25 protein-coding genes are annotated in these 22,092 nt (G+C 70.8%); 13 read left to right on the top strand and 12 right to left on the bottom strand.

Annotation, left to right across the window (positions count from 1 at the left end; genetic code table 11):
• Nucleotides 1-6 precede the first annotated feature (6 nt).
• Nucleotides 7-1,272, bottom strand: coding sequence for a beta-ketoacyl-[acyl-carrier-protein] synthase family protein (locus tag ABGB12_RS12475; RefSeq protein WP_347677168.1), 1,266 nt, complete (start codon nucleotides 1,270-1,272; stop codon nucleotides 7-9).
• A gap of 428 nt (nucleotides 1,273-1,700) precedes the next feature.
• Between ABGB12_RS12475 and ABGB12_RS12470 the strand changes: the two genes are divergently transcribed.
• Together ABGB12_RS12470 and ABGB12_RS12465 are read left to right on the top strand one after the other, a co-directional pair.
• Nucleotides 1,701-2,069, top strand: a complete 369-nt coding sequence (locus ABGB12_RS12470) for a nuclear transport factor 2 family protein (RefSeq protein WP_347677166.1) — start codon at nucleotides 1,701-1,703, stop codon at nucleotides 2,067-2,069.
• A gap of 14 nt (nucleotides 2,070-2,083) precedes the next feature.
• A complete protein-coding gene (locus tag ABGB12_RS12465) occupies nucleotides 2,084-2,425 on the top strand; it encodes a DUF1330 domain-containing protein (RefSeq protein ID WP_347677164.1) in 342 nt (113 codons plus the stop codon).
• A 6-nt stretch (nucleotides 2,426-2,431) separates the two neighbouring features.
• Here ABGB12_RS12465 and ABGB12_RS12460 read toward each other — a convergent pair whose 3' ends face one another.
• From ABGB12_RS12460 to ABGB12_RS12450, 3 genes are all read right to left on the bottom strand, one after another.
• Nucleotides 2,432-2,569, bottom strand: coding sequence for a hypothetical protein (locus ABGB12_RS12460; protein ID WP_347677162.1), 138 nt, complete (start codon nucleotides 2,567-2,569; stop codon nucleotides 2,432-2,434).
• A complete protein-coding gene (locus tag ABGB12_RS12455; RefSeq protein WP_347677160.1) occupies nucleotides 2,566-4,782 on the bottom strand; it encodes an AAA family ATPase in 2,217 nt (738 codons plus the stop codon). The genes ABGB12_RS12460 and ABGB12_RS12455 overlap by 4 nt, the downstream gene beginning before the upstream one ends.
• A gap of 117 nt (nucleotides 4,783-4,899) precedes the next feature.
• The gene (locus ABGB12_RS12450) at nucleotides 4,900-5,619 is read right to left on the bottom strand and encodes a TetR/AcrR family transcriptional regulator (RefSeq protein ID WP_347677158.1); all 720 of its coding nucleotides are present in this window, start codon (nucleotides 5,617-5,619) and stop codon (nucleotides 4,900-4,902) included.
• An 89-nt stretch (nucleotides 5,620-5,708) separates the two neighbouring features.
• Here ABGB12_RS12450 and ABGB12_RS12445 point away from each other — a divergent pair, with 89 nt between their 5' ends.
• Nucleotides 5,709-6,557 carry an alpha/beta hydrolase gene (locus ABGB12_RS12445; RefSeq protein WP_347677156.1) on the top strand — a complete coding sequence of 283 codons (849 nt, stop codon included), beginning with the start codon at nucleotides 5,709-5,711 and terminating at the stop codon, nucleotides 6,555-6,557.
• 34 nt (nucleotides 6,558-6,591) lie between these two features.
• Here the strand turns inward: ABGB12_RS12445 and ABGB12_RS12440 are convergent, their stop codons facing one another.
• The gene (locus ABGB12_RS12440) at nucleotides 6,592-7,257 is read right to left on the bottom strand and encodes a VOC family protein (RefSeq protein WP_347677154.1); all 666 of its coding nucleotides are present in this window, start codon (nucleotides 7,255-7,257) and stop codon (nucleotides 6,592-6,594) included.
• Between the two features lie 391 nt (nucleotides 7,258-7,648).
• A complete protein-coding gene (locus ABGB12_RS12435; protein ID WP_347677152.1) occupies nucleotides 7,649-7,804 on the bottom strand; it encodes a hypothetical protein in 156 nt (51 codons plus the stop codon).
• A 244-nt stretch (nucleotides 7,805-8,048) separates the two neighbouring features.
• On the opposite strand from ABGB12_RS12435, the gene ABGB12_RS12430 reads away from it, so the two are divergent.
• The 4 genes from ABGB12_RS12430 (at nucleotide 8,049) to ABGB12_RS12415 (ending at nucleotide 9,776) form a co-directional block, all read left to right on the top strand.
• On the top strand, nucleotides 8,049-8,507 hold the full coding sequence (locus ABGB12_RS12430) for a DUF1801 domain-containing protein (RefSeq protein WP_347677150.1): 459 nt from the start codon (nucleotides 8,049-8,051) through the stop codon (nucleotides 8,505-8,507).
• 146 nt (nucleotides 8,508-8,653) lie between these two features.
• A complete protein-coding gene (locus ABGB12_RS12425) occupies nucleotides 8,654-8,803 on the top strand; it encodes a helix-turn-helix domain-containing protein (protein ID WP_347677148.1) in 150 nt (49 codons plus the stop codon).
• A gap of 12 nt (nucleotides 8,804-8,815) precedes the next feature.
• On the top strand, nucleotides 8,816-9,055 hold the full coding sequence (locus ABGB12_RS12420) for a hypothetical protein (RefSeq protein WP_347677146.1): 240 nt from the start codon (nucleotides 8,816-8,818) through the stop codon (nucleotides 9,053-9,055).
• Between the two features lie 253 nt (nucleotides 9,056-9,308).
• Nucleotides 9,309-9,776: a hemerythrin domain-containing protein gene (locus ABGB12_RS12415; protein ID WP_347677144.1), complete on the top strand. Its 468-nt coding sequence runs from the start codon at nucleotides 9,309-9,311 to the stop codon at nucleotides 9,774-9,776.
• Nucleotides 9,777-9,978: 202 nt separating this feature from the next.
• On the opposite strand, the gene ABGB12_RS12410 is transcribed toward ABGB12_RS12415, so the two are convergent.
• Nucleotides 9,979-11,136 (bottom strand): tyrosine-type recombinase/integrase, encoded by a 1,158-nt coding sequence (locus tag ABGB12_RS12410; RefSeq protein ID WP_347677142.1) that lies wholly within the window; start codon nucleotides 11,134-11,136, stop codon nucleotides 9,979-9,981.
• Nucleotides 11,137-11,257: 121 nt separating this feature from the next.
• Here ABGB12_RS12410 and ABGB12_RS12405 point away from each other — a divergent pair, with 121 nt between their 5' ends.
• Complete coding sequence (locus tag ABGB12_RS12405; protein WP_347677140.1) at nucleotides 11,258-12,376, top strand: hypothetical protein; 1,119 nt, start codon at nucleotides 11,258-11,260, stop codon at nucleotides 12,374-12,376.
• Nucleotides 12,377-12,424: 48 nt separating this feature from the next.
• Here the strand turns inward: ABGB12_RS12405 and ABGB12_RS12400 are convergent, their stop codons facing one another.
• Both ABGB12_RS12400 and ABGB12_RS12395 read right to left on the bottom strand, forming a co-directional pair.
• Complete coding sequence (locus ABGB12_RS12400; RefSeq protein ID WP_347677138.1) at nucleotides 12,425-12,586, bottom strand: hypothetical protein; 162 nt, start codon at nucleotides 12,584-12,586, stop codon at nucleotides 12,425-12,427.
• An 84-nt stretch (nucleotides 12,587-12,670) separates the two neighbouring features.
• Nucleotides 12,671-13,873: an erythromycin esterase family protein gene (locus tag ABGB12_RS12395; RefSeq protein WP_347677137.1), complete on the bottom strand. Its 1,203-nt coding sequence runs from the start codon at nucleotides 13,871-13,873 to the stop codon at nucleotides 12,671-12,673.
• Nucleotides 13,874-14,314: 441 nt separating this feature from the next.
• On the opposite strand from ABGB12_RS12395, the gene ABGB12_RS12390 reads away from it, so the two are divergent.
• The 5 genes from ABGB12_RS12390 (at nucleotide 14,315) to ABGB12_RS12370 (ending at nucleotide 18,310) form a co-directional block, all read left to right on the top strand.
• Nucleotides 14,315-14,836 carry a toxin-antitoxin system HicB family antitoxin gene (locus ABGB12_RS12390; protein WP_347677135.1) on the top strand — a complete coding sequence of 174 codons (522 nt, stop codon included), beginning with the start codon at nucleotides 14,315-14,317 and terminating at the stop codon, nucleotides 14,834-14,836.
• Nucleotides 14,837-14,925: 89 nt separating this feature from the next.
• Nucleotides 14,926-15,768, top strand: a complete 843-nt coding sequence (locus ABGB12_RS12385; RefSeq protein ID WP_347677133.1) for a DUF4097 family beta strand repeat-containing protein — start codon at nucleotides 14,926-14,928, stop codon at nucleotides 15,766-15,768.
• Between the two features lie 29 nt (nucleotides 15,769-15,797).
• Nucleotides 15,798-16,769 carry an ATP-binding cassette domain-containing protein gene (locus ABGB12_RS12380; protein ID WP_347677131.1) on the top strand — a complete coding sequence of 324 codons (972 nt, stop codon included), beginning with the start codon at nucleotides 15,798-15,800 and terminating at the stop codon, nucleotides 16,767-16,769.
• Nucleotides 16,769-17,572 (top strand): ABC transporter permease, encoded by an 804-nt coding sequence (locus tag ABGB12_RS12375; protein ID WP_347677129.1) that lies wholly within the window; start codon nucleotides 16,769-16,771, stop codon nucleotides 17,570-17,572. Before ABGB12_RS12380 ends, ABGB12_RS12375 begins: the two co-directional genes overlap by 1 nt.
• Before the next feature lie 528 nt (nucleotides 17,573-18,100).
• The gene (locus ABGB12_RS12370; RefSeq protein ID WP_347677127.1) at nucleotides 18,101-18,310 is read left to right on the top strand and encodes a hypothetical protein; all 210 of its coding nucleotides are present in this window, start codon (nucleotides 18,101-18,103) and stop codon (nucleotides 18,308-18,310) included.
• Between the two features lie 229 nt (nucleotides 18,311-18,539).
• On the opposite strand, the gene ABGB12_RS12365 is transcribed toward ABGB12_RS12370, so the two are convergent.
• The 3 genes from ABGB12_RS12365 to abc-f form a co-directional block, all read right to left on the bottom strand.
• Nucleotides 18,540-19,685 (bottom strand): sigma-70 family RNA polymerase sigma factor, encoded by a 1,146-nt coding sequence (locus ABGB12_RS12365; protein WP_347677717.1) that lies wholly within the window; start codon nucleotides 19,683-19,685, stop codon nucleotides 18,540-18,542.
• Between the two features lie 8 nt (nucleotides 19,686-19,693).
• Entirely contained in the window at nucleotides 19,694-20,101 is a 408-nt protein-coding gene (locus ABGB12_RS12360) for a YciI family protein (protein ID WP_347677125.1), read from the bottom strand.
• Nucleotides 20,102-20,383: 282 nt separating this feature from the next.
• Nucleotides 20,384-22,027 carry a ribosomal protection-like ABC-F family protein gene (abc-f, locus tag ABGB12_RS12355; protein WP_347677123.1) on the bottom strand — a complete coding sequence of 548 codons (1,644 nt, stop codon included), beginning with the start codon at nucleotides 22,025-22,027 and terminating at the stop codon, nucleotides 20,384-20,386.
• Between the last annotated feature and the right edge of the window lie 65 nt (nucleotides 22,028-22,092).

Raw genomic sequence — 22,092 nt, 5'->3', positions numbered from 1 at the left:
CCCCCGTCAGAGGGCGCGTTCGAAGGCGACGCTGACGTTGTGGCCGCCGAAGCCGACCGAGTTGTTGAGAGCGGCCGCCGGGCCGTCGGGGATCTTGCGGGGTTCGCCGGTGACGATGTCGAGGTCGACGGCCTCGTCGAGGTTGTCGAGATTGGCGACCGCGGGCACGAGGCCCTCGCGCAGGGCCAGGACGGTGAGCAGGGAGCCGAGCGCGCCGGCCCCGCCGAGGAGGTGCCCGGTCATCGACTTGGACGCGGTGATGGCCAGATTGCGGGCGTGGCCGCCGAAGGCGCCCTTGATGGCGTTGATCTCGGCGATGTCGCCCTGCGGGGTGGCGGTGGCGTGCGCGTTGATGTGGAGGACCTGCTCGGGGCGCAGGCCGGCGTGCGTGAGGCAGCGGGTCATGGCCTTGGCCAGGCCGCGCCCGTCCTGGGGCGGCTGGACCATGTCGTGGCCGTCGGCGGAGTAGCCGACGCCCGAGGCGTAGGCGTGGATGCGGGCGCCGCGCGCCCGCGCGTGCTCCTCGGACTCCAGGATCAGCAGCGCCGCGCCCTCGCCGAGCACGAACCCGTCCCGGTCCCTGTCGAACGGGCGGGAGGCGCGCTCGGGCTCGTCGTTGCGGGTGGACATGGCGCGCATCGCGGCGAAGGACACCATCGGCAGCGGGTGGATGCACGCTTCGGCGCCGCCCGCGATGACCACGTCGGCCCGGCCGGCGCGGATCATGTCGATGGCGTAGCCGATCGCCTCGTTGCTGGAGGAGCACGCGGACACGAGCGCGTGGACGCCCGCGGTCGCCTGGTACTCCAGGCTCACCCGGGCGGCCGGGCCGTTGGGCATCTGCATCGGCGCGGCGAGCGGGGCGACCCGCTGCCATCCCTCGTTCAGGAGAGCGCCGTAGTTCTTGGCCGTGCTGTGCAGGCCGCCGATCCCCGAGGACAGCACCACGCCGAGCCGGTCGGGGTCGACGGTCGGTCCGCCGTCCTCTCCGTACCGGTATCCGGCGTCCCGCATCGCCTCCCGTGCGGCGATCATCGCGAACAGCTGGCTGCGGTCTATCTCGCGCAGCTGCTCTTCGGACAGAATCCCGGACGCCGCGGGTTCCACGGCGGCCTGGCCCGCGAAGCGCACGGGCAGTTCGTCCAGGCCTTCCCAGGGGAGGGTACTCACCCCGGACTCGCCGGCCAGCGCGGCCGCCCAGGTCGAGGCGACGTCTCCCCCCAACGGGGTGCTGGCACCCAGGCCGGTGACGGCGACACGGGTCTCGCCCATGGGTCTTGATCTCCTCTTGCGCGGGGGTCTTCAGAGGTACGGTCCGGGTGCGGTTTCGTTGGGACGAACCACACCCAGGCGTATTAATGCGAAGTTCAGCGACAACCCTGCACTAAATGGCCCCATCGGGTAAGTGCGGATTCCCACAAAACTGATGGCGCTTATGCCTCACCGTGAACGATTTCCGCTTTCTCCCCACGCCGGACCGCCCCGAGGCACCGAGCGTGTCGGGCGAGACGAGATCACCGACCGCACAGGCGCGCCCGCACGCACCGTTCCCGGCCCGTCAGCCGGGCTCGTATGGACGCGGCGAGCCGGCCGCGTACTTGAAAGCGTGGGCGGAAGTACTTAAGCACGTCAGATTCCCCGTCGTTCCCGTCTCCCTAATTTGGTGGTCACAAGAGAGCACGACCACTGAGGAGAGAGACATGAGCGACATGAATGAGCTGGTCCAGCGCTACCTCGCCGCGTGGAACGAGACCGACGCCACCACGCGGAGGGCGGTTCTGGCGGAGGTCTTCGCCGAGGACGCGGCGTACACCGACCCGCTGGTCTCCGTTCGGGGCAGGGACGGGCTCGACGCCACCATCGCGGCGGTCCAGGGGCAGTTCGGCGGGCTGGTCTTCAGCCTCGGCGGCGCCGTGGACGCCCACCACGACATCGCGCGGTTCACCTGGCACCTGGGGCCTGAGGGCGCCGAGCCGGTCGTCATCGGCTTCGACGTCGCGGCGATCGGTGACGACGGGCGGATCAGCCAGGTGCTCGGCTTCCTCGACAAGGTGCCGGCCGGAGTCTGAACCGAGGAGGAACCATGACCGCCTATGTGATCGCACATCTTCGTGATCCGGAGAAGCTCCACCCGGAGGTACTTGAGTACATGGAGAGAATCCAGGCGACGATGGACCCGTTCTCCGGCCGCTTCATCGTCCACGGGGGAGCGGTGGACGTCCGCGAGGGCACGTGGCCCGGGAGCGTCGTCATGCTCGAGTTCCCGTCGGGGGAGAACGCTCGGAACTGGTACGGGTCGGCCGCCTACCAGGCGATCCTGCCGCTGCGAGCCGACCATCTGGAGGGCGAGGTGATCATCGTCGAAGGTGTCGGGCCCGGACATGCCGCGGCCGCGAAGGCCGCCGAACTCAGGAAGGGGCTCTGACGCTCGTCAGGCGGTGACGTCGTAGTTGAACCCGAAGGCGCGCGCACCGGTCTCCGTACGGGGCCGGTGGCTCGTCTTCGGACCGAAGGCGACGTAGGTGCCAGGGCCGTGGGTGCGGTCGCCCTCGATGACTTCGCCGCTCACGACGAAATACGCCTCACCGTAGGTCTCGTGGACGTCGAGGTCCGGCCATTCGGCGCCCGGAGCGATTCGGGAACGGGCCGGGTGGCGCAGATGTGATGGCGCATCGGCTCGCGGGTCAGGCGCTCGAAGCGGGCGAGCGCCGCCTCGGCGCGGCCGAGGCCGAGGTCCAGCAGCCCGAGCGACCAGTGCGCCCATGGTGCGCCGGGGGAGACGGCGCCGGCGGTGGCTCCGGCCAGCCCCTCTTCGGCGTTGCGTCGGCAGGCGGCCTCCTCTCCCTTGGCAGCGTCGAGGTAGGCGAGCACGCTGCTGAACTGGCTGACCCACTGCTGCTGGCCGGTGTCGCGGGCGAGCTCCAGGGCTTCGGTCGCCGTGGCGAGCGCGTCCAGGTGCCGTCCGGTGAACACCTCGCCCTCGACCACGAAGAACAGCACCGTCGGCAGCCGCCCGGCGCCGCCCCGGGCGCGGTGTTCGTCGGCGAGCGCGGTCGCCAGTTCGTAGGCGACGGTGTCCTGGCCCAACGCGAGCGCCGCTCCGCAGAGGATCATCGATACCTGGTCGGGGACTCGGCCCCGCCGCCGCACCGCCGCGAGGGCGTCGTTCAGCGGCGGAGGCCGCTCGGAACGGCCCCGGTCGAGGTGGGTGAGGTAGGGCCCCACCGGTGCGAGGGGATCCGCATCGTCCAGCGGCAGCGCGGTCAGCCGGTCCAGTGTCGCCGAGAGCTGCCGTTCACCCAGGTACCAGGAGGTGTGAACGGCCTGGATCAGCAGCACGGCGGCCTGGCTCGGGTCGGTGTCGACGACGAGCCCGGCGCCGTCGATCAGCAACCGGTGGGCCGCGGCGTAGGAGCCCTGCCAGAAGTCCGCGAGTGCCCGCACTTGGGCGATCCGCGCGTTCGCCGCCGGGGACTCGTCCAGCCGCCGGGCCGCGCGGCGCCCGAGGGATCTGGCACGCTTCAGATCGCCCGCCTCCAGCGCCGCCTCCGCCGCCAAAGCTTCGCGGCGGGCTCTGGCGGCGGGTTCGACGCTCAGGCGGGCAGCCCTTTCGTACGCCGCCGCGGCCGCCTCGTGGCCGCTGCGTTCGCGGGCGCCGGCGGCGGTGTGCTCCAGTGCCGCGGCGGCCTCCTCGTCGGCTCCGGTGGCGGCAGCCGCCAGGTGCCAGGCCCGGCGGTCGGCGTGCTCGGGCGAGCCGAGGGCGGCGGCGAGCGCGCGGTGGACGGCGAGGCGCTGTCCGAGCGGCGCCCGCTGGTAGACGGCGGCGCGGATCAGAGGATGGCGGAAGCGGATCGTGGTGCCGTCGGCGTCACCTCCGAGCACCAGGCCGGCCTGTTCGGCGGGGGCCAGGTCCTCGACGGCCGCCCCCAGCGCGGCGGCGGCATCCAGGATCGCGGCGAGCTCGCCGGCCTCGTCGGCCGCCGCCACCAGGAGCAGGGTCTGGCAGGCTTCCGGCATCCGGCTGACCTGGCCGTGGAAGGCCAGTCGCAGGCGGCTGGTGAGGGGGAGCGCTCCCGGGGAGAACGCGCTGGCGCCTTCGGCGGCCAGGGCGATGGGCAGCTCCAGCAGAGCCAGCGGGTTGCCTCCGGCCTCGGCGAGCAAGCGGTAGCGCACGGCGGGCGCGAGCGGATGCCGGTCGAGCAGGGCCGCGGCCGCTTCCGGGGCCAGTCCGGACAGGCGCAGCTCCGCAAGGCCGGGGGCGGGGAAGGATCCCTCACCGTCCCGGACGGCGAAGATCATGACCACACCCTCGGCGTGCAGACGCCGGGCGGCGAACAGGAGCGCGTCCCGAGACGCCCGGTCGAGCCACTGCGCGTCGTCGACGAGGCACAGCAGCCCCGTCTCGCCCGCGTGCTCCGCCAGCAGGGAGACCACCGCCGGCCCCACCAGCATCGGCTCGGAGCCGGCCGCGGGCCCGAGCCCGAACGCCGCCTCCAGAGCCTCGCGCTGCGGGCCGGGCAACGCGGCGAGGGACCCGAGCGCCGGGCGCAGCAACAACTGCAACCCCGAGAACGGCAGCTCCGCCTCGAACTCGACCCCCGTACCGCGGACCAGCCGCAGGCCCTCGGCCGACGCGGCGGCGTGGTCGAGCAACGCCGTCTTGCCGATGCCCGGCTCACCGCGCAGCACCAGCGACGAACTGGTGCCCGCCCGGGCGCCCGCCAGCAGTTCACCGATCGCGTCCTCTTCGGGCTTCCTCCCGTACAGCTCCCCCTCGCCCATGAGCCCATCCTGACATTCATCCGAGAACGTCCCGTACGGCCGATCGGTGCGTCCGAACGTGGGATCAGCGCGTGGTGAGCGGGCACGACGTCGTCTTTCTCATCCGCCTGATCGCCCTCACCGGACGCTCTTGCGCGCGGCCAGCCCGTCCATCAGGCATTGCAAGGCGAACTCAAAGCGCCGTTCGCTCTCGTCTTCCACGTCGACCTTGTCCGTGGCTGCCATCCGGCGAGCCAGGAACGGGTGGCGTTCGCTGATCTCGCGCAGGTAGTCGGCGGCCTGTTCGCTCCAGTCACGGTCGGCCTCCCGCATACGCGCCAGCGTGTCGCGCCAGGCCAGTTCGGCGATGACCGAGCCGACCACGTGGTCGTGGACCGCCGCCATCGCGGCGTCCAGGTCCGCGTCGGCGAACCCGGCCCGGTCCAGCAGCCGCAGACCGGTCTCGGTCAGGGCCAGCGCGTTCGGTCCGAGGTTGGGCCGAACGGTCAGCTCTGACAGCACCCACCGGTGCCGCAGCAGCATCGCGCGGTCGCTGCGGGCCAGCGCGGCCAGGGCACGCCGCCAGTCCGGTTCGTCCGGGTCGGCGCGCACCTCTCCCAGGACGTGGTCCAGCGCCAGTTCCAGCAGGTCGTCCTTGGTGCGCACGTACCAGTACAGGGATCCGGCGGTCACCCCCAGCCGGGCGGCGACCTGGCGCATCGACAGCCCGCGGTGCCCGTCGGCGTCCAGTACGGCGATGGCCACCTCGACTATCCGGCTTCGGGTGAGCCTGCGGTCGCGCGGCGGCCGCTCCGGGCGTAGCCACACCGATCCGTCGGAGGAATCTGAAGACGACACGGGCCTCACCGTATCCGGCTTGACGACCCCTGTTCATCTTCCTTATACATCGTTTGATGACGTTGAACGACGTATAGGAGCGAGTGCGCATGTTCCCTTCCTCCACCACCCCCGTGTTCCGAGCGAACGGATCGCTGCCGGGCCGGGCACACGTGACCACATGGGGCGCGGCGAACAGCGCACCTCCTGTGATCTTCGTCCACGGCTCCACCACCTGGGGCGACGACCCTGTGTACGGGTTCGCGGCGCAGCGGCCACTGGCCGACCGTTTTCAGCTGCTGCTGATGGACCGGCGCGGGTACGGCGGCAGCCCGGACGCGGGAGAGCGGTTCTCCAGCGACTACCTGGCCGACGCGGACGACATCGCCGAGCTGCTCGGCGAGGGCGCGCACCTGGTCGGCCACTCCTATGGCGGTGTCGGTGTCATGATCGCCGCGGCCCGGCGGCCCGAGGCGGTGCGGTCGCTGACCCTCATCGAGCCGGGCTGCTACCAGGCCGCGGCCGACGACCCGGCCGTGGCGGCCGCACTGCGCGACAACCGCGCCGCCTACGCCGAGTTCCCCGAGCTGACGCCGGAACAGTGGCTGCGGGCCGCCGCCGAGTCGGCCGACCTGCCCCCGCTGGAAGCGACCGAGCAGCGGCTGCGCGCCGCCGCCACCGTCCTGCGCGAACGCGTGTGCTGGGAGGCCGGGATCCCGCTGCCCGCTCTGCGGGCGGCCGCGTTCCCCAAGCTGGTGCTCTCCGGCACCTGGGAGACCGCACCGGCGCCCTACCGCGAACGCGGCGGCGCCCCGATCACGGCGTGCGCACGCATCACCGCCGAACGCATCGCCGCCCGCCACATGTCGATATCCGGCACCTCCCACTATCCGCATGTGGACGTACCGGAAAAGCTCAACACCGTCCTCGCCGACTTCTGGGACTCCTCTGGTCTATGAGCCCGGAGCCGAGCAATCCCGGCCGTCGAGCCCCTCACGCCTCCGGGGCGAAGACGCAGAACTCGTTGCCCTCGGGGTCGGCCATGACCGTCCAGGAGATCTCCTCATCGCGTTCCCGTAGAACGCGGGCTCCTGCGGCGACGAGTTCGGCGACGTCGCCTTGCACGTCCCAGTGGATGCGGTTCTTGACGCTCTTCGGTTCGGGAACCTCGACGAAGTCGAACGTGCGGAAGGGCATGCCGGGTACGTGCTCGACCGTCGACCACCCGTCATGATGCACGACGTCGGCCCCGTAGACCCGCCCCCACCAGTCGGCCTGCGCACGCCGATCAGCGCAGTCGACCACAAGGCCGTGAATTCTGTCTTGAGGCGGCTCATCACGCAGGAACGCGCAGAATTCACCGCCCTCCACGTCCTTCATGACCGTCCACTCGGGCATCTCCTCGGCCTTTCGCGCACCGATCTCCTCCAACTCGGCGATCGATCGCGCATACAGGTCGAGATGCACCCGGTGCTTGACGGTCTTGGGCTCGGGAGCCCGGTTGATCCAGATCGTGTGTTGCGGAGTGGGCCCGAGGAGCTTCGTATCCCCGTCATCGAGGGAAACCCTGTCCAGCCCGATCGCAGCCGCCCAGAAAGCTCCCAACCCGGCCGGATCGACCGCGTCTATGACCAGGTCTTTGAATCGTGCGTGAGCCATATCTCATCATCGCAAATGATCGGGGCCGTCTCCTATACGGCTCGGACGGCAGCACGGTTCTCCCGACGGAATGGACGTCGACGGCTCTGGAACATGTGTTCCGGTCCTGTCCGCCCGTGGTGGCGGACCGCGTCAGGCATGGAGGTGCCGGACCCGGAAGGTGGTCACGATGACCCTTCCCTGTTAGGAGGGGAATCCCAGTCCACCGGATCACGCGGGATGCCGGCCCCGCGTACATCGAGGGATCAGGGCAGGAAGTCCTCCAGCGGTGGTACGAGGCGTTCCTGTGGTCACAGGCGCTGACCATCTCCGGCGGCGCGTCGGAGATCAGGCACGGCCTGATCGGTCGGCAGTTCCTCGGGCTCCCGCGGGCGTGGCCCGGCGAGGCGGGCTACGAGACCGGGAGGAACAGGAGGAAGGCGGGTGTCGCCATGCGCTGGAAGACGTCGGGGTCCAGGATGGACAGCAGGTCGCCCGGGTAGCCGCCGCGCGCGGAGGTCAGGAAGGCCTCGACGGCACGGCTGTTCGCCCGACCGTCCCCTTCCACTACCTGGTGATGTCCCCTCCGAGCCTGTGTCTCCGCCCTGGAGCCCCACTCGAAGGCCAGCAGAATCGCGGCCGTGGAGGCTTTCCGGAGATCTGGTTCGGCCACCCGTTCTCCGCGTTTTCCGCGGCGGCCTGGGTGACGCGTGGACCCATCCCGATCGGTCAGGAATCGAGAAGCCCCGCTCTCACGGATCTGGTTAGCGTGGGAGCGCACGATTCCGGAGGCGAGTGAGGAGCGAGAGACGATGAGCAGCACGTCCGGCAAGGAGACGCAGCAGGGGTTCAGCGAGCAGGAGCGCGCCGCGATGAAGGCGCGCGCGGAGGAGTTGAGGACGGAAACGCGCGGCGGCAAAGGAGCGAAGAAGGCCGCCGCCGATGAAGAGGCCATGCTGGCGAAGATCGCCGCGATGGCTTCGCCGGACCGTGAGATGGCCGAGGGGGTACACGCCATTGTCACGGCCACGGCCCCAGAGCTGGCGCCGAAGCTCTGGTACGGCCAGCCGGCGTGGGCCAAGGCAGGGAAGGTGGTGTGTTTCTTCCGCAGCGGGCAGGGCGACAAAGCACGCTACTCCACGTTCGGCTTCAGCACGGAGGCGAACCTCGACGACGACAGCGGCCTCTGGCCTACCTCCTACGCCCTGTCGGAGCTGACCGAAGCCGCCGAAAAGGCGATCGCCGAGCTCGTCACGAAGGCGCTGAGCTGACGTCGTCTGAGCTGCGAGAAGCCTGGCCTGCAACCCGGCGCTCAGCGCCAAGCCCCCGAACAGGTCCGTGGCCAGGCCGCCGGGGAGCGCCACCCCGTTCCCCCACTTCTTGGTGGGCGTGGACGGGCAGCGGGCCGTGTCGACGCTTGACCGCCCGCCAGCAGGCCGAGTCGGTGCGCATGCACGCCACCGGCGACTACACCATCGCCGAGCTGATGGAGGTGTTCTCCATCGGCCGCGCCACCGTCTACCGGTTCTGGATAGCGCAGCCGGCCCACCGCCCAGCCTCGCTTTGAAAGAGCAGTGACATGCCCGATCTCCACGAGTGCGAGGACCGGTTCCTCGGCGAGTTCAGCGAGCTACCGTATGGGCGGCCGGATGGGCCGTCTCTCAGCGCCGCCGTTCGGGACCGAGGCGAGGACGACGAAGAGCTCCTGGTGCGCTACCTGCGCTCAGGTGCGATCCTGGCCGCCTCTTCCTCGAGAACTCGCGACGTGCTGAGTCCAACCGAGGAGGTCATCGAGCCCGACATGATCGATCACGCCTGATTCCGTATCCGCTGGAGGTTCCCGTCCCGGGCGGACGCAGGCTCGGCGCGCCCTGGCAAACGCTGTCGTGGGCGCCGCCCTGGTCCGCGGTGACGGCCCGCGGTCTCATGAGTGGTTTGTGAACCCGGAGAGGCATCTGGGTGATCGTCGGCTATGCTGCGGGCAGCGTCGCGTGCCGGTGGCGGACCGCGTCAGGCATGGAGGCGCCGGACCCGGAAGGTGGTCACGATGACCCTTTCCCTGTTCCTCACTCGTGGGTGAGGGCGAGAAGAACAGGCTCATAGCCTGGAACCGTGAACTGCAGGCCGCTCATCAGCGGCTGCGTCAAGCGCTGCGACTCGCACGCGACTCCCTGGCCGCCGGAGACACCGCGTCGGCGCGCGCCGACCTCTTGCTGTACTGCAAGGGGTTCTGCACCGCGCTCGACGGGCACCACACGAGTGAAGACGTCGGGCTCTTCCCCGAGTTGTCCGCGCGATATCCGGTGCTGCGCCCCACGATCGCGAAGCTCGAGCAGGACCACGAGATGCTCGCGTCACTGCTCGGCCAGTTCGATCGTGCGCTCACCTCGGCCGCTCCGGCGAGTGAGCTGTCGTTCCATCTGGACGGCCTTTCCGCGATCATGGAGTCGCACTTCCAGTACGAGGAACGCCAACTGCTCGGCATCCTGTCGACGCTGGAACTCGACGCCGACCCCCGAGACCTCCTCGGACCGCTCTGATCGCGGATGTCGGTCCGCCGGCCTGCGGGTCAGGGCGGGGGAGCGAGACGATTCTCGGCGATCGCGGCGCGTTCGCGCCGCCTGTTCACGGGCGGTGGTCTCCACGGTTCCGAGGGATTGCCTCTCCTGGGCACGAATCGGTGGATTAATGCTCGACATGCGACGAAGTCACCACGGCCCTCGAACTGTCAGAATTTACTTCTCACTGACCGGACGAGGGAGTGTGGTCGGTGAACAGAGCGGCGAGGCGGTAAGCGCCGTGTCCGGACAGGCGTCGGGTGCCGCGGTCGTAGCGCTGGGTGGTGACGGGGGATGCGTGGCCGAGGAGGGTCTGGACGACTTCGATGGGGACGCCTTCGTCGAGGAGTTCGGTGGCCGCGGTGGTGCGGGCGGTGTGCGGTGTCAGCCGGGCTGGGTCGATGCCGGCGGCGTGGGCGGTGCGGCGTAGGGCAGTGGTGAAACGCCACCGATTCCAGGGACGTCCGTCTTCATGGGCGAAGACCAGAGCGTCCTTGGGACGGCCGTCCAGCAGCGGTCGGAGCAGGGCGAGCGCGTCGGGTGGAACGGGGACGCGGTCGGTCTTGCCGCCCTTGCGGGTGAAGACCAGCACAGTGTGTCCGGCGTCGATCCGTACCTGCCCGGCGGTGAGCGACGCGAGTTCCCCGACGCGCAGCGCGCACATCAGCAGCAGGGCGACCGCGGCCGCGTCCATCGGGTGCTGCTCGGCGAAGGACCGGCTCTCGGCGGCCGCCAGCAGGTTTTGGGCCTCGGTGCGGGTGCGAGCCGGGGTCTTGCCCGCGCCGGAGACTTCGGGCCGCTCGACCAAGGCGGCATCAGCCGGGTTGCGGGTCAGGCCCGCGCGGCGCACCGCATAAGCGTAGAAGCTCGCGAGTGACGACAGCCGCCGTGCGACCGAGGCCGCGGCCAGGGGCTTGCCAGGGATCTTGACGCCGGCGCGGGCGGTACCGGCGGCGATGCTCTCGCGGTAGCCGGTGACGGTGTCCTCGGTGACGGCCAGCAGCGCCAGCCCGGGCGCGTGGGCGTCCAGCCAGCGCAGGAACGCCGCCAGGTCGGCCAGCCGGGCACGCCGGGTAGCGACCGATTTGCCTGTCGTTAGCCAGGCGGCGACGGTCGGCCAGACGAGGTCGCGGGGCAGGGCGTCGACGAGGTCCACGTCCGCTCCGGGCACCTCGCCGCCGTCGCCGCGCTTGCGCTTGGGGGACAGGCCGGCGATGTCGCCGACGCTGGCGGCCATCGGCGCGGGCACATCGACGGTGCGGCCGTCGGCGGTGACGGCGATTTTCGCGCGCGAGGCGGCTGCGGCAGGGGTGAGCAGGGTGCCGGAGAGGGGTTCGTCCACGCGCCACATCGTTTCACATAATGCTAATTATGTGAAACAGCCTGGGATTCCTATTTTCGCATTACGCGTGTCGCGATAATGGTTGCGCGTATTCGATACGCGAAAGTGTAAGGTGTGGTGGGTGGACATCCCGACACCCGCCCCAGCGGGCCCTTCCGACGCCCCGACCAGCCCGCCGCCGAGCGCGGCCGTTCCCCGGCCGCGGGGCGTGTGCGCCCTGGACGGCTGCGAACTGCCGCTGCCGCCCGCCGGCCGCGGCCGCCCGCCCAAGTACTGCAGCAAGGCCCACGCCGACCAGGCCAGCCGGGAGCGCCGCGCCGCTGATGCCGCCCTCGTCGACGAACCCCTCAAGCAGGCCGAAGCGCTCGCCCAGCACGTCCCCGCCGCCATCGCCGCCCTGCAGACGCAGCTCACCGAGCTCACCGGCTTCCTCGACAAAGCCCAGAGCGGCGCGCTCGCCCGCGTCGAGCGGGCAGAAGCCGAGACCCGCACCGCACGGCAGGCCGCCGCCGAAGCCGACGCCCGCGCCGAGGCCGCCGAAGCCGCCCAGGCCCAAGCCGAACAGGCGGCCTCGGCCGCTCGGAAGGCCCGACAGGCCGCCGAGGCCCAGGCCGCCGCCGTCCGCCAAGCCGCCGAACAGGCGCGCGCGGATGCGGCCGAGGCGATCGAGGCCCACCGGCAGGCCCGCCAGACCGCCCAGCAGGCCCAAGCCGACGCCGAGGCCGCCCGGGACGCCACGGCCACCGAACTGCACGCCGCCCGCCAGGCTCATGCAGAAACCCTGACCCGCCTGCGCGCCTCTCTCCAGGCCCGAGACGAGCAGATCGAAACACTCCGCACCGACCTGGCCCGCGCTCAAGCGGACCTGGCCGCCACCCGCGAAGCGCTCGCGACCGCCACTGGAGAGATCCGCACCCAGCAGATGCGCGCCGAAGCCGCCGAACGCGCCGCACAGCAGGCCGAGCAGGCAGCGGCCGGCCAACGTCAGGAGCTCCAAGGACAGCTCTCGGCTCTGCGGAGCGAGAACGAGCGGACCGGCCGCGACCTGGCCGCCGCCCGCACCGAGCTCGCCTCCTCGCAGGCTGTGCAGGCGCGGCTGGAGGCGGACCTGGCCGCCGCCCGCACCGAGAGCACCACGCAACGCGAACGCGCAGCCCGAGCCGAGGCGGATCTGGCCGCGGCGCTCTCCAGCACCGACAGCCCCGAGAGCGAGGACCGAGCGGACGCACAGCCGCAATGACCGCCGATGCACCCCCGTACTTCGGTGCCCCGGATGTAGAGCGCTCGCTCAGCCGAGCTGCTCATCGGCCACGACACGCAAAGCAGGAGGGAGAGTCCGCGGGCGTGCCGTCAGCCGCCCCCAGGCGGGGAAGCCGACGAGCACGGCCAGACGCATGACGACCACACTGATCTTCTGGGAGGTCAGCGGCGCCGTCCCCCGAGGATCCACCTCGGGGGGACGGTGCCGACATCGAGCCTGGCGGGCCCATCCAGGCCATGGCTCGAGAATCACGGTTCGGTTGCTGCTCAAGCCCTAGCTTCGCCGGGTGTCCTTGACGAACAGGAGCCCGTCGATGCCGGCCAGGTGCGCAGGGTCCAGCGGGGAGTAGCCGTACCAGGGGGACACGCGGGGGGCGGGCGTCGCGTCGGCGAACGCGGCGGCCAACCGGCGAGTGTCGACCAGGCAACGCTGCTGCGGGAGCGCGTACAGCGACCCCTCGACGGTGTCCGGGGGAGGGGCGTCCACTCCCTGGTGGCGGATCGTGCCGAGGGCCGTGGCCAGGAAGGCGTACTCTTCGCCCAGCCGGGCGCTCACGATCGCGCCGGCGCTCCACCATTCCACCGGCAGACCGCCCATCCGCATCGTGCTCTTGTCCCGCTGGAGATGGCCGTTGTGGGCGTTCACCAGCGCCGGGCCCCGCTCGGCGATGGCGAGCAGATTGGCGGCCATCATCGAATCCCGCACGCCGAGCAGTCTCGCCATGCGGCTCGGTGACGTGTCGGCCATCCAGAAGTGGTAGCGCAGCAGGCCGGTGGCGGTACGGCCGTACAGGCGTGCCCGGTGCCAATCCTCCCGTGAGGACGCCGCGATCAGCTGTGGCGTCTGCGCGTCGAGCAGGGCCACCAGATCGTCGGCGAGCAGCCTCAGCTCTTTGGCCTCGGGCGTCTGCCCCGCGGACCGGGACGGGTCCATCATCGCGGCGGGATCGGTCCACCGGTCGTCGGTGCCGAGCAGGCGCTCGAGCGTTTCCGCGGTGCAGGGGAGCAGGCCGGCGTCCACCCCGGCCGCGAGGTAGGTGTGGAGTGCGGTGAGGGCCTGCCGGGGGCTCGCGGCGCCGGTGATCTCCAGCGGGCCGTCGAAACCGGCGAAGCGCAGCCGTTCGGACGCGGGTCGGCCGTCGTTGTACGCGCGCATCCAGCGCACGAGTTCGCGGTTGGCCGCGGACGCGCCGAACCCGTGGCTGAACCCGCGCTCCATGACGTCGTCGAGGACGCCGGTGCCCGACGTGACGTAGTCGTCCACGACCAGGCCCATCATGCAGTCGCTCTCGATCGCGATCGTCCGGTAGCCCTCCTGCTCGACGAGTTGCCGGAAGAGATCGTTTCGCAGCTCGAGCAGAACGTCCTCGCCGTGGGTGGGCTCACCCACGGCGAGCAGCCGCGGCCGGGCCGGGAGCAACCCCATGACGGTGGCGGCGTCGACGACATGGACGGCGTCTTTGATAGCAGCAGTCATTCCCTCAACGGTATCGTTGAAGCGACGGTTGAAACTTATCCGCGATATTGGCAGGACTTCGAGGCAAAACCCTCAAATGAGGACCTCCCGGCTTGAGAGGTGCCGGGGGCCGAGGAGCCCGCGGACGGCGATGACCCCACTGTGGGGGACGCGGTGATCGAGCAAGCCCGTCAGCGTGCCACGCCCGTTTTGATCGACGTCCTCCGTCGATGCCCTTCGCCCTCGCCGGCAAGACCCGCGTCGCGCAACTCATGAAGGCCTTGGACGGCTCTCTTCGGACGCCAGGGAACGACATCCCGCACGGATGTGTTGGGCCTTCGTCCAAAGGGGGGAAGGAGCGCGGCGCACCCGGGCGGTCGTGCTGCCACTTGACGTCGACTCGATGCAAAGTGACGTCATTAACTGCTTGACATGACGTCGTAATGGCGTCATAGTTGCGGCATGGACCTGATGCCGTACGTGGAGAACCTCCGCCGCGAGCTCGCCGTCGCCGCCGAGGTTGGCGGCCCGGACGCCCGCGCGCTGGCCGAGCGCCTCACCGGCGTTCTCGAAGCGACCGCCAGGCTCACCCTGCTGGAGGCGCTGTCGGCCGCGGCGGACGAGATCACCCGTGAGCTCGCACCGGGCTCGGTCGACGTGCGGCTGCGCGGCGGCGACCCGGTGTTCGTGGTGGCGCCGCCGCAGCCGGAGCCGTCTTCGGAGGGCGCGGTCGGCGGGCCGGAGACCGTGCCGCCCGCCGGACCTCCGATCACCGAGGAGGGCGGCACCGCGCGGATGACCCTGCGGTTGCCCGAGCACCTCAAGCTGCGGGTGGAGGAGGCGGCCGGCCGGCAGGGGATCTCGGTCAACGCTTGGCTGGTTCGCGCCATTTCCGCCGCGTTCGAGCCCGGCGCTGGACCTCGCCCCGTCGACCGGCCGCAGCAGCCGCACAGCGGTCGCGGCTACACCGGCTGGGTGCGCTAGCCGGTGTAGCCGCCTCCATCACCCGTCACCACTCATCGCCCGGCCCCGAGGCCGGGATATCGCCCAGGACCCATGAGGAGGGCTCCGCCATGCCTGCTTTCGACACTCCCGAACCGATCATCGCCGACATCGACATCTACGTCGGCCAGGTCCAGATCCACGCCAGCGACCGCGCCGACACCGTGGTGGAGGTGCGGCCCAGCGACCCGTCCAACGAGGCGAGCGTGCAGGCCGCCGAGCGGACGGTCGTCGAATTCGCCGGCGGACGGCTGCTGGTCAAGGGCCCCAAACCGAATCCCTTGGCGTCCGTGCTGCCCTGGCGCGGCTCCGTCGAGGTGGTCGTCGACCTGCCGACCGCCTCTCGTGTCGAGGGCAGAGGCGCCGCGGAGTTCATCGCCACCGGCCGGCTCGGCGAGACCGTTCTGCGTTCGGACGGTGACGTGCGCTTGGAGGAGACCGGCCCGCTGGAGGCCAAGACGTCCAACGGCGAGATCTGGGTGGACAGGGCGACCGGACCCGTCGAGGTGACCGCCTCCAGCGGGTCGGTTCAGATCGGAACCGTCGTCGGCCCCGGCACGGTGAAGTCCTCCACCGGCGCCGTCACCCTCGGCGAGGTGATCGGCGATCTGCAGGTGAAGGTAGCCACCGGCGACGTCAGCGTCGGCCGCGTGCTGGGCGGCCTCACCGTCAAGACCGCGCACGGCCGGATCCGGATCGACGCGGCGGTGAGCGGCACCGTCCACCTGGAGGGCGGCTACGGCAAGGTCGGCATCGGCATCCCCGAGGGCACGGCCGCCCTGCTGGACCTGCGCTCCAAGAACGGCGTGGTGCGCAACACCCTGACCGCCGCCGACGGCCCCGAGACCAGCGACTCGGTCGTCGAGGTGCGCGCGCACACCAACTGGGGCGACATCGACGTCCGTCGTTCCTGACCCCACCTACCCCTGTAAGGAGCCCCCTCATGAGCGACGCGATCACAGCCGAAGGACTGGTCAAGAGATACGGCGAGGTGAAGGCCCTGGACGGGCTGAGCTTCAGCGTCCCGCAAGGGACGGTGCTCGCCCTGCTCGGCCCGAACGGCTGCGGAAAGACCACGACGGTGCGGATCCTGACCACGCTGCTGCGCCCCGACGCCGGCCGCGCCACCGTCGCCGGATACGACATCATCCGTGACGCCCGGCGGCTGCGCGCGAGCATCGGGCTGTCCGGCCAGTACGCCGCCGTCGACGAGCATCTCACCGGCGCCGAGAACCTGGAGATGGTCGGACGCCTCTACCACCTGAGCGCCAAGCGCAGCAAGGCCCGCGCCCGCGAACTGCTCGAGCGCTTCGACCTCGCCGACGCCGCCGACCGGCCCGTGAAGGGCTACTCCGGCGGCATGCGCCGCCGCATCGACCTCGCCGGCGCGCTGGTCGCCGACCCTCCGGTGCTGTTCCTCGACGAACCCACCACCGGCCTGGACCCCCGCGCCCGCGCCGCGCTGTGGGACACCATCTCCGAACTCGTCGCGGGCGGCAGCACGCTGCTGCTGACCACTCAGTACATGGAGGAGGCCGACCACCTCGCCGACCAGATCCTGGTGATCGACCAAGGCCGCGCCATCGCTCAGGGCACCGCCGACGAGCTCAAGAACCAGGTCGGCGGCAACCGCATCGAGCTGACCGTCGCCGACGCCGCCGACCTGGAGACCGCCCGGCAGACCCTCGCCCGGTTCCCCGTCGGCACCATCCGGACCGTGCCGGAATCACTCCAGATCATCGTTTCGGTCATCGACGGCCCCGAGTCGCTCCGCCTGGTCCTCGGCTGGCTGGCCGACGCCGGAGTCCGGGTGCGGGACGCCGGACTGCGGCGGCCCACCCTCGACGACGTCTACCTCGCCCTGACCGGACGCCAGGCGTCCGGCACCGACCCGCAGCTCCAGGAGGCCTCCTGATGAACGCGCTCGCCCTCCCGATCGTCGACGGCTGGACCATCACCAAACGCAACACCCTGAAGATCAAGCGGTCGCCGGAAATACTGGTCGGCACCATCACGCTCCCCATCGTGCTCGTGCTGCTGTTCGCCTACGTCTTCGGCAGCGCCATCGAGGTCCCGGGAGTCTCCTACCGGGAGTATCTGCTCCCCGGCATCTTCGTCCAGGCCGTCATCATCAGCGCCCAGATCACCGGCTACACGCTCACCCTCGACCTGCAGAAGGGCATCTTCGACCGGTTCCGCTCGCTGCCGATGGCCCCGTCCGCGGTGCTGGTCGGCCAGACCGTCAGTGACCTGCTGCTGAACCTCGCCAGTCTGGTCGTCATGGCGGTGATGGGACTGATCGTCGGCTGGCGGGTGCACACCTCGCCCGGCGAGGCCGTCCTCGGCTTCGGGCTGCTGCTGCTGTTCGCCTACGCGTTCTCCTGGCTGAGCGCGACCGTGGCGCTGGCTCTGCGCACTCCGGAGAGCTTCAGCAGCATCGCCAACCTGGTCTCGCTCCCGCTGGTCTTCGTCTCCAGCGCCTTTCTCGACAGCTCCGAACTGCCCACGCCGCTGCGTGTCCTCGCCGAGTGGAACCCCGTCTCCACCTTCACCCAAGCCGCACGCGAACTCTTCGGCAACACCAGCACCGCACTGCAGACCTCCGACGCCTGGCCCATGCAGCACGCCATCCCGGCATCACTGCTCTGGATCGCCGTCATGCTCATCGTGTTCATCCCGCTGGCGACCCGCCTCTACAAGAAGGCGGTCAGCAGCTGATCACCGATGTGACGCGAAGGCGCCCCCACCCGGAGGGCGCCTTCAGCGTGTCGGGGTGTCGGTAAGAGCGGTGCTAACGCGAACGCTTGTACTTCATGACACGAGCCTTATCGGGGATGTCCCCGGTGGTTCCCCGAGTTGGGGTCTGGTGCCCTTTCCCGGTGGTGTGGCGCTGTGTCAGCGTCGGCGGGCAGTGCTGGAACCGCCGAGAAGGGATGCTATGAGCGCAGGGGCGTCGCAGTGGTCGCGTCGGGACGGTGGCGTTGCGGATGGTCGATCGCGCGCGACGACCGCCGAGGCGATGGCGCGGGATGTGCGGATCCGCGCGGGAGCCGACCTGGACGGCAGCGTCGGGGGCTCGGCGGCGCGGAGAGGAACGGACCGTCCTTTCCTGCTGATGGCCAGTGCCGGGCACAGCCGAGACTCCGACCCCTCCTGGTCGCTGTTCTGGTCCCGCCTGCGCGGCGGCGCCGCCAGCTGCTGCTGCGCGGGTCCGGCCATCAGACCTTCACCGACCTGGCCGTCCTGGTGCCGCAGCTCATCGACGCCTTCCCGCTCTCCCCGCCGGTGGCCGCAGCGCTGAACGACGGCATCGGTACCATCAACGCCGCCCGTGCCGTCGCCGCCCAGCGCGCCTACCCGACCGCGTTCTTCGACCTGCACCTGCAGCGCCACGACACCGGCCTGTGGACCGGCACCTCCCCGCGCTATCCGGAGATCGAATTCGTGCCCGACTGAAACAGGAATGATCGGCACGTCTGCTCGAGGCCGCCCGCACCCTCAAGACGGCCGGGCCTTCTCCAGAGATCTCACAGTGCCAGGCGGTCAAGCGGTAGGGGCAGTGGCCGGCCCTTATCGCGGCGATAGGCGGAAGCAGCCGTCGATCTTTTGGTCAGGGCCAGTGCGGAACCACAGCGCTGGCCACGGGGGCGCGCCCAGTGCCGCGGGAAAATCCGAGCGCGACCCGTCAGCGACATCGGCGGGCGTTGAGCCGGGCGGCCTGGCGCGTCAGATGGTCGCGCTCGGCGAGGTTGGGTGCCTTGTGGGCCGCCTCGGCGTACAGCCGTGCCGCCGTCGCCAGGTCGCCGTCGCGCTCGTGGAGGTACGCCGCCACCGCTGCGTGGCGGGGCAGTGAGGCGTCCAGCGCAGCGAGCGCCGCCAGGCCGGCGCGCGGTCCGTCGGCCTCCCCGACGGCGACCGCGCGGTTGAGCCGGACGACCGGGTTGTCGGTCAGGCGCGTGAGCTCGTCGTACCACTCGACGATCTGCACCCAGTCGGTCTCCTCGGCGGTGGGCGCGTCAGCGTGGAGTGCCGCGATGGCGGCCTGGGCCTGGAACTCGCCCAGCCGGTCGCGGGCGAGGGCCGCCTGGAGGATCTCGACGCCCTCGGCGATCAACGCGGTGTCCCACCGGCCTCGGTCCTGCTCGGCGAGCGGCACCAGGCTGCCGTCGGACGCGGTCCGGGCGGCACGCCGGGCGTGGTGGAGCAGCATGAGGGCGAGCAGCCCGGCCACCTCGGGGTGGTCGACGCGGGCCGCGAGCTGCCGGGTGAGCCGGATGGCCTCGGCGGCGAGGTCGACGTCGCCGGAGTAGCCCTCGTTGAAGACGAGGTAGAGGACGCGCAGCACGGTGGCGACGTCGCCGGGCCGGTCGAAGCGCACGCCGGAGACGGTGCGCTTGGCCCGGCTGATGCGCTGCGCCATGGTCCCCTCGGGTACCAGGTAGGCCTCGGCGATCTGGCGGGTGGTCAGCCCGCCGACGGCGCGCAGCGTGAGCGCGACCGCCGATGCCGGGGTCAGCGACGGGTGGGCGCACAGAAAGTAGAGCTGGAGCGTGTCGTCCACCGCGGACGCCGGCCCGGGCGCCGGCTCCTCCTCGACGCGGTCCTCACGCCGGCGGCGGGCGGCGTCGGCGCGCGTCGCGTCGAGGAACTTGCGCCAGGCCACGGTGACCAGCCAGCCCTTGGCGTCCTGCGGCGGATCGGCCGCCCAGACCCGGAGCGCCTCGACCAGAGCGTCCTGCACGGCGTCCTCGGCCGCCGCGAAGTCGGCTCCGCGGCGGACGAGGACGGTGAGCACGCTCGGTGTGAGGCTCCTGAGCAGGACCTCGTCCACCGGTGACGTCACTCCGTGATGGTGGGCGGCGCGGCCAGGAACGGGCGCACCTCCAGCCACTCGTGGATCGGCTTGCCGCCCGCCCCAGGGGCGGCCGACAACTCCCCGGCCAGCTCGACGGCGCGCTCGTAGCCGTCGACGTCGATGATCATCCAGCCTGCGATGAGGTCCTTGGTCTCCGCGAACGGTCCGTCGGTGACCGGCGGGCGTCCCTCACCGTCGTAGCGGACCCACGCTCCCTCGGGGGCGAGCGCCTGACCGTCGACGAACTCGCCTGTCTTCTCCAGCCTGGCCGCGAAGTCGTTCATGTACTGCACATGTGCCGAGATCTCCTCCGGGCTCCACTGGTCCATCGGCACGTCGTTGACCGGAGCCGGAGCGCCGCGGTAGTGCTTCAGCAGCAGGTACTTGGCCATCGTGGTTCTCCTCGGTGTCTCGTGCGAGCCATTGTGGCCGCGTTCACCCCGGGGACGGAGCCGGACACGGCTTCTCGACATCGCCATCCGACTTTTTTTGGGCTCTCGTGGATGAGCGATTCGGTGACGCGGAGCATGTCCGGCCGGTGGGTCTCGATGCGCTTCAGGTTGACCTTGTTGCGGGCGATGGCCTCCAACATCCCGTACCCGGATAGACCGCCCCCAGCGGACGTCAAGTGACCTTGCCTCCGGCGATGCCGTAGTCGGGGACGTCGTCGACGACTACGAAGCCGGAGGCGATGACCGCTCCGCGGCCGACGCGGACGTCGGAGTCGCCTGCATGTCCAGACGGGTGCCCCACCAGCGCCGGCGCAGCCGGCGATCGTGGCTGACGATGACGACGGCGCCGTCGTACCCGGACAGGGCGGCTTCCAGCTCCTCGACGAGGACGGGCGACACATGGTTGGTGGGTTCGTCGAGCAGCAGGACGTCTGACGGCTCGCTGAGCAAGCGCGCCAGGGCGAGGCGCTGCAGCTGTCCGGTGGACAGTCGGCCGACCGGCACCGAGATCTGGTCGCGGTCGAACAGGCCGAGGGACAGCAGCCGTTCGGCGTGCCCGGCGGCTTCCCCTGCCCGTCCACGGGCGAAGGCGGCGAGCACGGTCTCGTCCGGTTCCCCGGGTCGCGGCTCTTGCGGGAGGTAGCCGATCCTGCCGCGGTGGGTGACGTTCCCGCTGTCGGGGACGATTTCCCCGGCCAGGACGCGGAGCAGGGTGCTCTTGCCCGCTCCGTTCGGCCCCGTGACCAGCAGGTGCTCGCCCGCCTTGATGGTGAGGCTCATGCGGTCGAGCCGGTCGGTGACGGAGATGTCAGCCGCGTCGAGTACCACGCCCTCCAGGTGGCGGGCCCGCAGCACGGGGGTGAAGCGCAGCGGCTCCGGCGGGGGCGGGACAGGGTCGGCGAGCAGGCGGCGTAGCCGTTCCTCGGCATTGCGCACCCGGCTGGCCAGCGACTGCTGCACCCTGCCGCCCGCCCGGTCGTAGGCCATCTTGTTGCCGTCCTTCATAGGACGGCCGGGGGCCACCCGGCGGGCGGTGGTCGCGGCGGCCTCGCGGAGCCGGTCGATGTCGGCCCGCCACTGCTCGTGCTCCTGGGCCCAGCGCTGCCGGGCAGCCGCCTTCTCGGCGAGGTAGCCGGCGTAGCCGTTGCCGTACCGGACGACGCGGTGCCGGTCCGCGTCCACCTCCAGCAGGCTGGTGGCGACACGTTCGAGGAAGACCCGGTCGTGGGAGACAGCCACCGTGGTGCCTCGCCGGGTGCGCAGATGTTCTTCCAGCCAGCTCAGGGCGTCCTCGTCGAGATGGTTGGTCGGTTCGTCCAGCAGCAGCACCTCCGGCGCGGCCGCCAGGACGGCCGCCAGCCGCAACCTGACCTGTTCTCCGCCGGAGAGACCGCCCACGGTACGGTCACGGCCCACAAGCCCCAGGCCGAGGCCGTGCAGAGCACGTTCCACGCGGGCATCGGCGTCGTAGCCGCCGCGCAACTCAAAGACCGTCATCAGGTCGCCGTACTCGGTCATGCCCGACTCGTCGCCGTCGGCCATCGCGGCCTCCAGACGGCGCATCCGCTCCTCGACGGCACGTAGATCGCTCAGGGCCCGATCGATGATCTGCTGGACGGTCGCCTGCGGCTCCAACCGCTCGTCTTGGGCGAGATAGCCGACGCCGCCGTCGGCCTGGACGACGACCTCACCCTGATCGGGCCGTTCACGCCCGGCGAGCAGGCGCAGCAGTGTGGTCTTGCCGGATCCGTTCTCACCGATGATCCCGGTGCGCTCGCCCGCGGCGAGCGAGCAGGTCACCGAGTCAAGGACGAGCCTGCCGTTGAAGGACTTGCTGACGGCGAGCGCGGCGATCTGTGTGGGCATGCGGGTGCTCCGAAGCATTCGGGGACGGGGCGGCCGTCAAGGGCCGCGCGGCCGGGTGAACGCTT

Origin of the sequence: Actinocorallia sp. B10E7 (genome assembly GCF_039871655.1) — a bacterium.
Lineage (GTDB): Bacteria > Actinomycetota > Actinomycetes > Streptosporangiales > Streptosporangiaceae > Actinocorallia.
The sequence above is the reverse complement of the archived record's forward strand: the minus strand, read 5'-3'. Positions and strand labels throughout refer to the sequence as shown.